Source organism: Marinobacter bryozoorum, assembly GCF_023156245.1.
GTDB classification, from domain to species: Bacteria; Pseudomonadota; Gammaproteobacteria; order Pseudomonadales; family Oleiphilaceae; genus Marinobacter; species Marinobacter bryozoorum.
In genome coordinates, this window is the sequence record NZ_JAKZAH010000028.1 from 1 (window position 1) to 13,399 (window position 13,399).

Annotated in this window: 10 protein-coding genes; 4 read left to right on the plus strand and 6 right to left on the minus strand. The window is 60.7% G+C overall.

From position 1 onward, the window contains the following. Window positions 1–255 precede the first annotated feature (255 nt). The 5 genes from MLC59_RS14010 to MLC59_RS14030 all read right to left on the minus strand — a co-directional run bounded on the left by MLC59_RS14010 (window position 256) and on the right by MLC59_RS14030 (window position 5,288). Window positions 256–1,035 carry an SDR family NAD(P)-dependent oxidoreductase gene (locus MLC59_RS14010; RefSeq protein WP_248235239.1) on the minus strand — a complete coding sequence of 260 codons (780 nt, stop codon included), beginning with the start codon at window positions 1,033–1,035 and terminating at the stop codon, window positions 256–258. A gap of 3 nt (window positions 1,036–1,038) precedes the next feature. Continuing rightward, entirely contained in the window at window positions 1,039–2,313 is a 1,275-nt protein-coding gene (locus MLC59_RS14015; RefSeq protein WP_248235241.1) for an acyl-CoA dehydrogenase family protein, read from the minus strand. 88 nt (window positions 2,314–2,401) lie between these two features. Then, window positions 2,402–3,193 carry an enoyl-CoA hydratase-related protein gene (locus tag MLC59_RS14020; protein ID WP_248235246.1) on the minus strand — a complete coding sequence of 264 codons (792 nt, stop codon included), beginning with the start codon at window positions 3,191–3,193 and terminating at the stop codon, window positions 2,402–2,404. Window positions 3,194–3,207: 14 nt separating this feature from the next. Continuing rightward, entirely contained in the window at window positions 3,208–4,500 is a 1,293-nt protein-coding gene (locus MLC59_RS14025) for a 3-hydroxyacyl-CoA dehydrogenase NAD-binding domain-containing protein (RefSeq protein WP_248235248.1), read from the minus strand. Between the two features lie 101 nt (window positions 4,501–4,601). Then, entirely contained in the window at window positions 4,602–5,288 is a 687-nt protein-coding gene (locus tag MLC59_RS14030) for a nitroreductase (protein ID WP_248235251.1), read from the minus strand. Window positions 5,289–5,454: 166 nt separating this feature from the next. On the opposite strand from MLC59_RS14030, the gene MLC59_RS14035 reads away from it, so the two are divergent. The 4 genes from MLC59_RS14035 to MLC59_RS14050 all read left to right on the plus strand — a co-directional run bounded on the left by MLC59_RS14035 (window position 5,455) and on the right by MLC59_RS14050 (window position 9,998). After that, complete coding sequence (locus tag MLC59_RS14035; protein ID WP_248235252.1) at window positions 5,455–6,309, plus strand: thioesterase family protein; 855 nt, start codon at window positions 5,455–5,457, stop codon at window positions 6,307–6,309. A gap of 149 nt (window positions 6,310–6,458) precedes the next feature. After that, window positions 6,459–7,625: a C4-dicarboxylate TRAP transporter substrate-binding protein gene (locus MLC59_RS14040; protein WP_248235254.1), complete on the plus strand. Its 1,167-nt coding sequence runs from the start codon at window positions 6,459–6,461 to the stop codon at window positions 7,623–7,625. An 81-nt stretch (window positions 7,626–7,706) separates the two neighbouring features. Further along, on the plus strand, window positions 7,707–8,822 hold the full coding sequence (locus MLC59_RS14045) for a CaiB/BaiF CoA transferase family protein (protein ID WP_248235256.1): 1,116 nt from the start codon (window positions 7,707–7,709) through the stop codon (window positions 8,820–8,822). A gap of 27 nt (window positions 8,823–8,849) precedes the next feature. Further along, window positions 8,850–9,998, plus strand: coding sequence for an acyl-CoA dehydrogenase family protein (locus MLC59_RS14050; protein WP_248235258.1), 1,149 nt, complete (start codon window positions 8,850–8,852; stop codon window positions 9,996–9,998). Between the two features lie 455 nt (window positions 9,999–10,453). On the opposite strand, the gene MLC59_RS14055 is transcribed toward MLC59_RS14050, so the two are convergent. Further along, window positions 10,454–13,165: a winged helix-turn-helix domain-containing protein gene (locus MLC59_RS14055; RefSeq protein WP_248235259.1), complete on the minus strand. Its 2,712-nt coding sequence runs from the start codon at window positions 13,163–13,165 to the stop codon at window positions 10,454–10,456. Window positions 13,166–13,399 lie beyond the last annotated feature (234 nt).

Below are 13,399 nucleotides of genomic sequence, written 5' to 3' on the forward strand. Positions count from 1 at the left end.
GTTGGATAGTGTCGGTAACATCTATCCTGGCGCATCGCGACGCCGATTTGGAGTGGGGAGGAGACCATCCCATCTCGGAAGAGCACGGAAAATACAAAGATAACGATCTTATTGGCCACTAAACCCACGAAAAACACGAAATGGGGAAGCCAAAAAGACGACCCTTAAGATTTGTGTTTGCTCGTTCGTGGGTTTAGTGGCTAATAAAGCATTTGGTTTTTCCTTCCGTGTTCTTCCGTGGATTCCGTGGCAAATTCAGGCATTACGAGCCATCAGTCCCCCGTCCACTGGAATGACGGCCCCTGTCAGGTATGACGACGCGGGCAAGCACAGGCTCACGGTAATGTGGGCGACTTCCTCCGGGGTGCCGTAGCGTCTCAGCGCGGTGCGCCGTTTCGCGAAGATGGCCTTGTGTTCCGCTGGCACGAATTCGGTCATCGCCGTGTCTATCGGCCCGGGGCAGATGCAGTTTACGGTGATGCCTTCAGGTCCAAGCTCTACCGCCAGCGCGCGGGTTAACCCGGTAACGCCTGCCTTGGCAGCCGCGTAGGGGCTGTCCTGGGCAGTGGCGCCCAGGGCTTCGGTTGATGCGATGTTTACAATGCGTGGGTGGGACGACTTTCGTAGGGCGGGCAGGGCTGCCCGTACCAGCTGTTGCTGGGCCGTCAGTAGCACGGAAAGGCAGCGGCTCCAGACCGTGTCGTACTGGTCATCGTCGATCGCCGCAAACCCCGAGATCCCGGCGTTGTTGACCAGGATATCGAGGCCGCCGAAGGCCTTTTCCACGTCAGCAACGACACTGCGAATGGCTTCGGGGTCGCTGACATCCAGGTGCCAGGCCTGGGCTTGATAGCCGGCGCTGGTCAACTGCTCCGCAACCGACTGTGCACCGTCGGCGTCGTAATCTGTTACGGCTACCCGGGCACCCTCACTGGCGAACACCGCCGCCGTCGCTCGCCCCATGCCGCTGGCGGCGCCGGTTACCAGTACGCGGCTGCCCTTGAGGGAGCGGCTCAGCTCAGTGATTCCGGTCATGGCTCACTCCTCTGCTTTCAGCCCGAACTTTTCCCGAGCGCGGCGCACCAGTTCGGACTTCAGGTAATCGGGGAACTGTCCCTGGGCAGGTTGCACGTCTTTGAGCACTTCCCGGGCGACAGTCACCTTGTGCACTTCGGTGGGGCCGTCTGCCAGGCCAATGTGGCACGAATTAATGATCCATTCGGCAAACGGCATGTCATGGGATATGCCCAGAGAGCCATGGATCTGCAGGGCCCTGGCGGAAATGTCGTTCAGAATCCTGGGCATGACGGTTTTGACCGCCGCGATATTCTTGCGGGTGGCCTTGTAGTCATGGCCCTGGTCCAGCAGCCAGGCGGTTTCCAGGATCAGCAGGCGGAACTGGCGCAGCTCCACCCAGGAATCCGCGATTTTCTCCTGCACCATCTGTTTCTTTGCCAGCTGCTCACCCTTGGTGAAGCGTGATACCGCGCGCTCGCACATCATCTCGAAGGCACGGGTGGCCTGGGCCAGGGTGCGCATGGCATGGTGCATACGACCGCCGCCGAGGCGAACCTGTGCTACGACAAAGGCGTCACCCTGTTCCCCCAGCATGTTCTCCGCCGGTACCCGCACATTGGTCCAGCGCAGGTGGGCGTGGGTGTCCTGGGGCTCACCATAAAACCCGTAGTTGCGGACAATTTCGATGCCCGGGGTGTCCGCTGGCACGATAAACATGGACATGCGCCGGTAGGGCGGTGCATCCGGGTCGGTGACGGCCATGATGATGTAAAAGCTGGCGAAACGGGCGTTGGAGGCGAACCACTTCTCACCGTTGATGACCCATTCATCCCCTTCGCGGACCGCGGAGGCTTCCAGCACCAGGGGATCAGCACCGCCCTGGGGCTCGGTCATGGTAAAGCAGGAGACAATCTCGTTCTCCAGCAGCGGGTCGAGGAACCGCTTCTTCTGCTCCGGAGTGCCGTAGTGGGCCAGGATCTCGGCATTGCCGGTGTCGGGGGCCTGAGAGCCAAACACGATCGGGCCGAAGCGGGAGCGGCCAAACTTTTCGTTCATCAGGGCCAGCTTGAGCTGGCCGTACCCCTTGCCACCCAGTTCCGGTCCCAGGTGGCAGGCCCACAGGCCCCGTTCCTGTACCTGCTTCTGCAGCGGCCTTACCAGGCGCTGAAACTCCGGGTCATTGATGTTCCACTGGCTACCCAGTACATGGTCCAGGGGTTCCACTTCGTCACGGACGAACTGGTCGATCCAGTCCAGTTCCTGCTGGAAATCCGGGTCTGTCTCAAAGCTCCACATGGCGTGCCTCGCTCCGTGGCCCCGTCCGTTAAAGGTTTTCCGGACGGGACCCGGTTATTGGAAGGTGGGAAATGCCTGACCCAGGGGGTCAGAATTTCGGGTCGCGCTTCTCGAGGAAGGCGCGAACACCTTCCTGGAAGGTCGGGCTGTCGATCAGCTCCTGCTGGCGTTCCGCTTCGTAGGACAGCTGTTCGGCGAGGGTGGCGGTGTCAGCACGGTCGAAGGCCTCGCGCAGTTCCGGTGCTCCATGGTTCGGTCCGGTAGCCAGCCGGCGCGCAGTCGTAACCGCCTCACTCTGCAGGTCTTCATCGGCCACGCACTTCCAGATCAGGCCATCGCGGACCGCATCTTCGCCGTACATGCGTTCACCCAGCAGGCTGACGGCCATGGCCCTGGCCCGACCGATCAGCCGCGGCAGGATCCAGGTGGCACCGAGGTCCGGCAGGATGCCCAGCTTGGGAATGAAGGGGAACAGGAAGTAGGCAGACTTGCCAGCCAAAACCACGTCCCCGGCCAGTGCAATGCTGGCACCGGCGCCGGCCGCGGCGCCGTTGACGGCGGAGACCACCGGGAAGGGCAGCTCCCGCAGTTTGAGGGCCATCGGATTGGACAGTTCTTCCATCAGGTTTTTCACCTGGGTGCCCAGGGTGGGACCGTCCGAATCGGGGCTCATGGAGCCCAGGTCGGCGCCGGAGCAGAAGGCTTTCCCGGTGCCGGTGATAATCAGCGCCTTGATGTCGGAATTTCCGGCAATCTCGTCCAGGGCCGCCATTACCTCCTGCTGCAGCGGCACTGACATGGCGTTCATGGTCTTGGGCTGGTCCAGGGTAAGTGTGGCAATGCCATCCTCAATGGCCAGGTGGATGCGTTCGTAGCTCATGGCAGTCTCTCCTGTCAGTTACCCGCCGGGAATTCGTCGTAGAAGCTGCCGCCGGTTTCGGCCAGCTTGCGAATCGTGGCTGGGGGCTCGTACTGGGCGCCCAGGTGACGGTATTGCTCACACTGCTCCAGGATCGCCTTTGCCCCGAGGCTGTCGGCGTAGCGAATGGCGCCACCCTTGTCCCGGGGGAAGCCCACGCCCATCAGCAGGGCCGTGTCCAGTTCCTCGGCAGAATTGACCACCTTGTCCTCCAGGCAGTAGACGGCTTCGTTGATCATCGCCAGCATCATGCGCTGCTGGATTTCCTCGACACTGACGTCCTTCTGCCCGTTGGGCTGGATTTCCTTCAGCAGTTCATGGGCCTCGGCGCTGGAATGCTTCTGCGGACGGCCGCTGTCGTCCGGGGTGTATTCGTAGAAGCCCTTGCCGTTTTTCTGGCCGAACCGGTTCTTTGACTTCATCAGCCGGATGGCGTCGTTCTCAAGTTGGGGCATGCGTTGCGGGTAGCCCGCAGAGATCACGTCGGAGACGTGACTGCCGGTGTCGATACCGATCACGTCTTCCAGGTAGGCCGGGCCCATGGGCCAGCCAAAGGCCTCCATGGATTTGTCCACGTGCTCGAAGTCTGCACCTTCTTCGATCAGCTGAAGGAAGGCACAGGTATAGGCGGTGAGGATACGGTTCACCAGGAAGCCCGGGCAGTCCTGTACCACGATCGGTGTCTTGCCCATTTTCAGGGCCCAGGTAACGGCGGTGGAAACGGACTCATCGGAGGTGCGGGTGCCCTGGATGATTTCCACCAGGGGCATAACCGGCACCGGGTTGAAGAAGTGCATGCCCACAAAGCGCTCCGGGTGCTTCATGTGTTGGCCGATATCGTCGATGCGCAGGCTCGAGGTGTTGGTGGCAATCAGGGTGTCGTCACGAACCACCGCTTCCAGCTGGTCCAGTACCTTGTGCTTGAGGCCCAGGTTTTCCACCACCGCTTCAATGACGCCATCGACCTTGTCGAAACCCTCGTACTCCAGGGTTGGCTCGATAGTGGCCAGCACCTGGTCGGCCTGTTCCTGCGTCATCTGCTCTTTCTTGACCAGCCGGTTGACCTGGCTGGTGGCTGTCTTCATGCCCAGGTCCAGTTGCTCCTGGGCGATATCCTTCATGATCACCGGTACGCCATGGGCGGCGCTGGTGATGGTGATGCCGCCACCCATGATGCCGGCGCCAAGTACCGCGGCCTGCTTCATCGGGCGAGCCTTGTCACCATGTTCCTTGAAAACCTGTTTGAGTTCGGCGGAAAGTCCTGACATGTGATTGCCTCCTGTTGTCTGAATTCCGTTGAAACAAATACCGGGGCCATGCCCTGCTGTCGTCGTCCGAACCGACGAAGCAGGGGGCAGCAGTTATCGGGTCAGATACCCCGGAAGCTGGCGAAGTCTTCCAGTGCGGCACGGCGGGTGCGGAGCTCGTTGACCGGGTCTTCCTCGTCCATGTAACCGATGGACATACCGGTAAACAGCATGAGGTCGTCGGGCGGGTTGAGGAAGTCCTTGAGGGACTTGTGGTAAAGGCTCCAGCATTCCTGGGCACAGGAGTCCAGGCCTTCCTCGCGAAGCAGCAGCATCACCGTCTGCAGGAACATGCCCAGGTCGGACCACTGGGGCGGCCCCATCTGCCGGTCCACGTAGCAGAACAGGGCCAGGGGGGCGTTGAAGAACTGATAGTTCCTGGCAAACCAGCCCATACGGCCGGCCTTGTCATCCCGGGGAATGCCCAGCAACCCGTACATGTCTTCTCCTACCTGGAAGCGATAATCCCGGTAGGGGGACTTGAGGCTCGGCGGATACACGCTGTATTCCGGGTCTTCCCCGGTGGGCGCTTCTTTCACCCGGGTTGCCATGATCTCCTTGAAAGCCTTGAGGTCATCCCCGCCGACGACATACAGTTGCCAGGGCTGCAGGTTGCCGCCCGACGGAGAGCGCGCGGCTTTCTCCAGTACTCGCCGGATCACTGCGCCGTCAACGGGCTGGTCAGTGAAGCCGCGGACCGACATGCGGGTGTCGACGGCTTCGGAAACAGTAGTGGCCTTGCTTCTCATGGGAAATCTCCCTGCTGGTCTTGTTGTCTGGTAAACCGGTTATTGCCGATCATCTTGGCGTCCGGGTACACGGCTGGCAATCGTCGCTTACGACGAAGTAGCTTGCGATGCCAGCCGGCAAAATGGATGCTGGAACGCACTTTACTATCAGGAACATGGTTACATCATGAATGAACAATCCCCCTCCGGCGCCGTCTTTCGAGGCACGCTGACACCCCGTTACACGGACCAGGATACCTGGCGCCATGTGAATAACTCCCGCGCCTACCAGCTCCATATCGAAGCCCGGATGCAGGCCCTGGTCCACCGCCTCGGCCCCGACGCATGGTTTTCCGATGCCGAGCGTCTGCGCCCCTTGCGAGCCATCACCCAGTTCCGGGAAATGAGCTTCTACGGCAGTGATATCGGGTTCGTGGTGACCGTGGTGGGAGTCCATCGCGACTGTGTACAGCTGCGCACGGAACTGCACCAGAACGACCAGCTTGTCGGTATCCAGGATGTCTGGCTGGGCGCCTTCGTGAACCATGAGCGGGTAGCCTTGCCGGAGCATGTGTTCAACAGCTTCCGGGCGGATGTGGATGCTGAGCCAGCGGCCATGCCGGACGATGACTACAGTCGGTATGCGGACGATTTCCCGCACTTTCCGGTCCATCGGGAACTGACGCCCCGCTATGCTGACATGGATGCAGACAGTCAGCGCAGCGAGGCCGCCCTTGCCCGCTATATGGAGCAGGCCCGCTTTGGTACGTTACAGAGCGTCGATATTGGCAACCTGGGCCTGCTGATCGCTGCCATGGACATCACCTACCTGCATTTTCGTCCCGGTTCGACCCCTGTAGAACTGGTGACCGGTGTCAGCCATATCGGGAACACCTCCTTCCGCCTGACGGGTGGCGCACAGAGTCGCGATGGCGTCCATGCCATCGCCAACAGTGTCATGGTCGTCGTCGACCTCGAGACCAATCGACCCACACCTATCACTGATAACATCCGGTCACAGTTGGAAAAACTGCATTTGTAACCACTTCCCGCCATCGTCGGACGCCGGCCTGGAACCACGAACAGTTCGTCGGTTCCGACGATGGTGGGCCCTTGTGTGGCTACCTACACTGATCTTCACACTGCGTTGCCCCGATATCGGTACAACAAGAACAAGATCAGGAGAATCCCATGTTGTCACGTAAATCCCTGCTTTCCGCTTCCGTACTTTCTGCATCCGCCCTGACCGTTGCGATGCTCGCCGCACCGGCCCAGGCCCGCACCCTGTCCTATGCGTCGGTCTACCCGGCCGGATCCGAGGCTGACAAGGCTGTCCACGAGTGGGCGGAAAAGGTGGAGGAATACTCCGATGGTGACCTGAAGGCCAAGGTATTCCCGATGTCCCTGCTGAGTGCTTCCGAGGTTTCAGCCGGTGTGCGGGATGGTATGGCCGATGCCGGTTATCTTCTGACGGTGTATTTCCCCGCGGAATACCCGCACATCAACCTGATCAATGAATCCGCCATGCAGGTGAACCTCATCGACCGGGAGCGGTTGAATGGCCTGGGCACCTATGCGTTTGAAGGTGCGATCACCGAGTTCATCTTCTTCAAGTGCCCCGAGTGCCTGCAGGAGCTGGAAGCCCAGAACCACGTCTACACCGCCAATGTGGCGAGCAGTGGCTACGGCATGGTCTGCAACGAGCCGGTGGTAAAGCCCGAAGACATGGAAGGCATGCGCATGCGGGTTGCCGGCTCCCACTGGTCTCGGTGGGTGTCGGAGTTTGGTGGCTCATCGGTGTCCATGACCATCAGCGAAATTCGTGAGGGTCTCAGCCAGGGCGTACTGGATTGCACCATTTCCTCGCTGCCGGAAATCACCAACCTGAACCTGACCGAAGTCGTTACAGACGTCACCGTGGATCTGCCAGGGGGCATCTACGCGGGCTCCAGCGGCGCCAGTGTCAACAAGGACGTCTGGGCGTCCCTGTCAGAAGACCAGCGCCGGGCCACGCTCAAGGCCGGCGCCTATCTGACCGCCGTAACGCCCTGGCGTTATGAGCAGACCCAGGATGAGGCCCTCGAGGCTGTGCGACAGAACGGTGGCAATATCCATAACGCCTCAAAGGAATTCCACGAGGCCACAGAAGCCTTCGTCAAGAAAGACCTCGAGACGATCGTTGCCTACTACCAGGAGCGTCACGGTGTAGAGCGTGGTGGTGAGATGCTGGACGAGTTCGCGGTACTTCTCGATAAGTGGGTTGACCTGGTTCAGGGCGTTGAAAGCGCCGATGAGCTGGCCGAGATCTACTACGACGAAATCTTCGCCAAGGTGGATGTGTCAAAGCACGGGCTGTAACAGCCACCGGGCATCCGTTCTCAGCCGGGTCGTCCAGGGACGGCCCGTATTCCCGAATAGCCAATGTGATCTGGGGGAACAATGGCAGGTCCACTGAAAGGTAAACGCGTTATCGAAATGGTCGGGCTTGGCCCGGCTCCCTTCTGCGGCATGATGCTGGCGGACATGGGGGCTGAGGTGATCCGGATTGACCGGCCTGGTGCCGGCCAGGACGGTGCCTGGAAATACGACATCCTCTCCCGTAACCGAACCACCATCTGCGTTGACCTGAAAAAGCCGGAAGGTGTTGAGGCCGTGCTGAAGCTGGTTGAAAAGGCCGATGCACTGATCGAGGGCTTCCGCCCTGGTGTGATGGAAAAGATCGGCCTGGGTCCCGATGAGTGCCTGGCACGGAATCCGGCGCTGGTCTTCGGTCGTATGACGGGTTGGGGACAGCATGGTCCCCTGTCCCACGCTGCAGGCCACGACATGAACTACATCGCTATCAGCGGCGCACTCCATGCCATTGGTCGTGCCGATGAGCCGCCGGTGGTTCCCCTGAACCTCGTGGGCGACTTCGGTGGCGGCGGTATGTTGCTGACCGTAGGGGTGCTCGCGGCCATGCTGGAGGCGACAGGTTCCGGCAAGGGGCAGGTGATCGATGCCGCCATGACCGATGGTGCTGCCCTGCTGTCTTCCATGATGTACGGCTTCAAGGCCGCAGGCCAGTGGAGCAACAACCGCGGCGAGAACATGCTGGATGGCGGCGCCCACTTCTACGATGTCTACACCTGCGCCGACGGCAAGTACGTGGCGGTCGGGGCGATCGAGCCCAAGTTCTATGCCGAGCTGCTCGAACGCTGCGGCCTGGAACAGCAGGCCTTTGAGCCCCAGATGGACCCTCGTCGCTGGCCCATGCTGAAGCTCAAGCTGGCGGATGTGTTCCGCACCCGTACCCGGGATGAGTGGTGCGAGATCCTGGAAGGTACCGATGCCTGCTTTGCACCGGTACTGGACTGGGACGAGGCTCCCCTGCATCCCCATAACAAGGCCAGGAATACCTTTGTGGAGTCTGGTGGCTATACCCAGCCGGCTCCTGCACCCCGCTTCAGCAGAACACCTTCGGATGCCCCCGCCGCGCCCAGCGCGCCGGTGGAGGATCCTGCTGATGTGCTTTCCAGTTGGGGCCTTCCGGATGACCTGATCCGCGCCCTATGAAACGAATGATGAACCGAGGACCGAATTATGTCGATTGATCTGACGCCGAGCTGGCAAGACGAAGAACTGTCCATGTTCCGGGACAGCGTGAGTCGCTTCCTGGAAGCTGAAGTGGCGCCCCGTGATGAAGAAGCCCGCAAGGCGGGTAATGTGGGTTACGAGCTGTGGCGTAAAGCGGGCGAGATGGGCTTGCTGTGTACGGATATTCCCGAGGAGTTCGGCGGTGCCGGCGGTGACTTCCGTCACGAAGCGGTGGTGGCCGAGGAAATGGGCAAGCGTGCCCTGACTGGTCTGAACCATTCGGTTCACAGTATCGTGGCCCACTATTTCCTTAACCACGGTACCGACGAGCAGAAAGAAAAGTACCTGCCCCGTATGGCCCGTGGTGAGCTGGTAGGCGCCATCGCCATGACTGAGCCCGGCACCGGGTCGGACCTGCAGGGTGTGCGCACCCATGCCAAGAAAGATGGCGATCACTATGTGATCAACGGTTCAAAGACCTTTATTTCCAACGGCTTCCTGGCCGGCGTGGTACTGGTTGTGGTCAAGACGGACACCAGCCAGGGCGCCAAGGGCATGTCCATCATGATCGTGGAGACCGAGAACCAGCCGGGCTACAAGGTGGGTCGCGTACTGGACAAGATCGGTCTGAAGGCCCAGGACACGTCCGAGCTGTTCTTCGAGGACGTCCGTGTCCACGAAAGCCAGTTGCTTGGCGGCGCAGAAGGTCGTGGTTTTTTCCAGCTGATGGGTGACCTGCCCTATGAGCGTCTGTTCATCGGCGTTGGTGCGCAGGCTGCTATGGAAGGGGCCTACAAGGCGACCCTGGATTACGTACGTGAGCGTACTGCTTTCGGTCAGCCCATCGCCGAGTTCCAGAATACCAAGTTCAAGCTGGCGGAAATTGCCACTACCATCAAGGTGGGGCGGGCCTTTGTGGATGAGTGTGTGCGGGACATGCTGGAAGGCAAGCTGGACACCACCAAGGCGTCCATGGCCAAGCTCTGGGGCAGTGAGAACCAGTGCCGCGTTATCGATGAGTGCCTGCAGCTGTTTGGTGGCTACGGCTACATGAATGAGTACATGATTGGTCGCATGTATACCGATGCCCGTATTCAGCGGATTTACGGTGGTACCAACGAAATCATGAAAGAGGTGATTTCCCGGTCCCTTTGACGTTGGAGCACGGCCTTAACTCGAGACTTTCAGAACGTAGACTGATGGTCTCGGGGGCTGGCTCCGGGGTGGTGGTCCTTTCGCCGCTGCAATTCACGGCTCATCCATGAGCCGACCTTGCACCGCGCCATCCATGGCGCTGCTCTGAAAGGACCACCACCCCGGATCCGTCAGACTGAGTTGCTGATCGCATCATTGATCGGGCTCGTGTCTGAAAGGGACGAAACTACCGAGGGAAGTCTGGTTTTGTTTAAGCGTTTACCCGCCTAAGTCTGACGGAGGTGTGGTGGGGGGTGTTTCCGCAGCAGCGCCATGGATGGCGCGGTGCAAGGTCGGTCCAGGACGGACCGTGAATTGCAGCGGAGGAAACACCCCCCACCATGCCTCCAGCCCCCGGGGCCCAAACAAACCGCCACCCCCGAAGTCCGATAGAAATACGCCCTCAGTGCGAAACCTCAGACAATACCGAGACGCCGTGCAATAGCCACAGCCTGGGTCCGGCTACTGGCATTCAGCTTGGAATTAATATTCCGCAAATGAGTCCGCACGGTACTGTCAGAAACAAACAGCTTCTCCGCCATGGCACTGTTGGAATACCCCTCCGACAATAACTGCAGAACCCGGATTTCCTTGCGAGTGAGGGGATCCAAAAGCGTGTTTTCGGCCTCCGAGGCCGGCGCCTGTTCCTGGATTTCCGGACCGAAGGCATCCAGCAGTGACTGGATATACCCCGCCAGGATCGGATCCGTGCGTTCCCCCTGTTCCTTGAGGCTCTGGGAGTACAGCAGCACCAGTGTGCCGGCTGCAGAGCCCTCATCTACGATCAGTCGCAGGTAGCCCTCCGACGATGCTACATGCAGCACGTCCGCCATGATTTCGAGTGCTTCCCGCAGGCGGGTGCCCCGGTGCAGGGCGATCGCCTTGAGCAGTTTCAGTTTCAGGGCCCGGCGAAAGCGCTGTTCGTCGTTGGCGTAGGTCAGTTCCCGCTCCAGGTCAGCCAGGGCCTTGTCCGGTTCACCGGTGGCGATTCTCAGCCGGATCTCTGCCAGTTCGCGGTACTCCAGGTCATTGGCTGGCAGTCGCAGGGTCTGCACCCGTTGCCATAGATCCGCATCACCAGCCCGGTCCAGTTCCTGGCGGGCGGCCTCGTAGCGTCGTTGCAGGAGTAACAGGCGGGAGCGCTCCAGCCGCGTTGTTGCAACCACCCGGCCCAGGTTGCGGATATGGCCGAGGTGTTCCAGTTCGGTAAGAATACGGAATGCCTGGTCGATCTCCCCCTTGGAGAAGGCAATCCGGGCCAGCATGATATCGCTCAGCAGCATATGGTCCGGCAGGCCCACATCCCGGGCCAGGGGGCCATAGACGTGCAGCAGGCGGGCGGCCAGGTCCAGCTGGTTCTGTTCGTAGATGGCGCCGGCATGGAGCACGCCAGCCCAGGCGTTGCCGTTGGCCTGGCTGAAGGATGAGGCCTGGCGGGTGGCACCTACCGCCAGGCGGAAGCGGGCAGCCGCCTGGCGCTGGCGCCCTTCCTGCATATCGATAATGCCTTCCACGGTTTCCGAATACATCACATTGAACGAGCTGGCGTAGGTGCCCTGGGCATCCCGGGCACCGTCCAGCAGTTGCCGTGCCTTGTTGTACAGCCCCATCACCGAATAGCTGCTTGCCATGGAGTTGATCAGTGCCATGTCGGCAAAGGGCTGGCAGGTCGGCAGCTCCGGCAGGCCGCGCTCACCGGTTTCGATGGCCTCTTCCTGGCGGTCCATCATGGACAGGGTCAGCGGCCTTATCGCCAGCACATGGGGTCGGATATGCGGGTTGGTGGACTGTTCCAGCCCGGTTTCCTCAAGCATCTCCAGGGCTTCCGTCGGGCCCCGCGTGAAGCACAGGGCCCATACCCAGGTCATCTGCAGCTCTTCATCCTGCTTCAGTTGTTCCGGTGGAATGGTACTGAACCACTTGGAGAGCAGGCGCATCCTACCCTGGGACAGCAGGTTGGCGGCATGGACCCGTAGCAGGCCGAGGGCCCGGTCGTAATCGCCGCCCTCCAGGGCATGGTCAATGGCCGGTACCGGGCGGTTCTCGTTCTCGTACCACTGGGACGCCGCGCGATGCAGGGCGGGAATTTCTTCCGGGTATTCGGCGTTCAGCTGTGCCTTGAGGAATTCCGAGAATAGGCTGTGGTAGCGGTAGGTATTCTCGTCGTTGTCCAGTGGCGTCAGGAAGGTATGGCTACTGGCCAGGTGCGATAGCATGGCCTCTGCGTCAGTATCGGGCAGCAGGGCCTGGCAGATGGATGCGTTCAGGTGGCGCAGAATGCTGGTGCGCAGCAGGAAGTTCCGCACTGGCCGTGGTTGCAGGGCCAGTACATCATAGGCCAGGTAGTCAGAAATGGTCTGGTCGGCGCCGGAAAAGCGCTCAATGAAGGCTTCGGGGGAGTCGTGGCTCTCCAGCGCAAGGGAGGCAAGCCACAGGGCCGTCACCCAGCCTTCCGTGCGGTCATGGATGCGGGTCAGGTCTTCCTGGGTCAGCGCCAGGTGGCGCCTGGAAATCAGGAAGTCGGTGGTTTCCTCGACGGTAAACCGCAGCTGGCGGGCATCGATCTCGAGCAGCTGTCCCCGGGCCCGTAACCGTCCCAGGCCCAGTTCCGGAAGGTTGCGGGTGCCGATAATGAACTGGCCGCGCCTGGGAAGGTGCTCAACAATCTCGCGTATCAGGCCCAGTACTGCCGAGTCCTGTACGCGCTCGAAATCGTCCAGGAAAAGGGCAAACGCTGACTGGTGTTCCGACAGGCGTGCCACGATATCCAGGGCGGCGTCGCCGGTGGAGGTGAAGGTGCGATCCTCGGGGGAGCCGGCCTCCTTGCCATCCTCTGTCAGCCGAGAGACAGCCGCGTTCAGGTACCAGAGGAAGCGGGAAACGTCGTTGTCAGCGTCGTCCAGTGTTAACCAGGCGGTGACCATTCCCTGCGCTTCCATACGGTCCATGCACTGGCTCATGGCCGTGGTCTTGCCGAAGCCGGCAGGTGCGCGCAGCAGCACCAGGCGCGCAGCGGAGGCACCCAGTATCTTGTCAACCACATCGGTTCGGGGTACCTGCGCCGCCCTTGATGTGGGAGGGTTGAGCTTGCTGGTCATCAGGACCCGATTGGGGGAAGCAGCTGCCATCGGAGATCTGTCCTTATTATCTGGCCGTGGTCGCACTCGGCTGCCTGACCTGTTGTCAGGCAAGGATGATGCGCGCCACAAGCCAGACAGTCTATGCCGACTGCCGAGCAACTCGCAAGTATTGTTCAGCCCACAAGAATTGCTTGGAAATCAATCCAGTGCAAAATTCACCTTTTGTCGCTACCAGCCTTGCGGGGCAATTCGTCGGATACGACGATGCTGCTTTCCGGGGGA

Coding starts and splice junctions, on each gene's coding strand:
- MLC59_RS14010 (WP_248235239.1), bottom strand. CDS start 1,035: ATGACCGGAATCACTGAGCTGAGCCGCTCCCTCAAGGGCAGCCGCGTA.
- MLC59_RS14015 (WP_248235241.1), bottom strand. CDS start 2,313: ATGTGGAGCTTTGAGACAGACCCGGATTTCCAGCAGGAACTGGACTGG.
- MLC59_RS14020 (WP_248235246.1), bottom strand. CDS start 3,193: ATGAGCTACGAACGCATCCACCTGGCCATTGAGGATGGCATTGCCACA.
- MLC59_RS14025 (WP_248235248.1), bottom strand. CDS start 4,500: ATGTCAGGACTTTCCGCCGAACTCAAACAGGTTTTCAAGGAACATGGT.
- MLC59_RS14030 (WP_248235251.1), bottom strand. CDS start 5,288: ATGAGAAGCAAGGCCACTACTGTTTCCGAAGCCGTCGACACCCGCATG.
- MLC59_RS14035 (WP_248235252.1), top strand. CDS start 5,455: ATGAATGAACAATCCCCCTCCGGCGCCGTCTTTCGAGGCACGCTGACA.
- MLC59_RS14040 (WP_248235254.1), top strand. CDS start 6,459: ATGTTGTCACGTAAATCCCTGCTTTCCGCTTCCGTACTTTCTGCATCC.
- MLC59_RS14045 (WP_248235256.1), top strand. CDS start 7,707: ATGGCAGGTCCACTGAAAGGTAAACGCGTTATCGAAATGGTCGGGCTT.
- MLC59_RS14050 (WP_248235258.1), top strand. CDS start 8,850: ATGTCGATTGATCTGACGCCGAGCTGGCAAGACGAAGAACTGTCCATG.
- MLC59_RS14055 (WP_248235259.1), bottom strand. CDS start 13,165: ATGGCAGCTGCTTCCCCCAATCGGGTCCTGATGACCAGCAAGCTCAAC.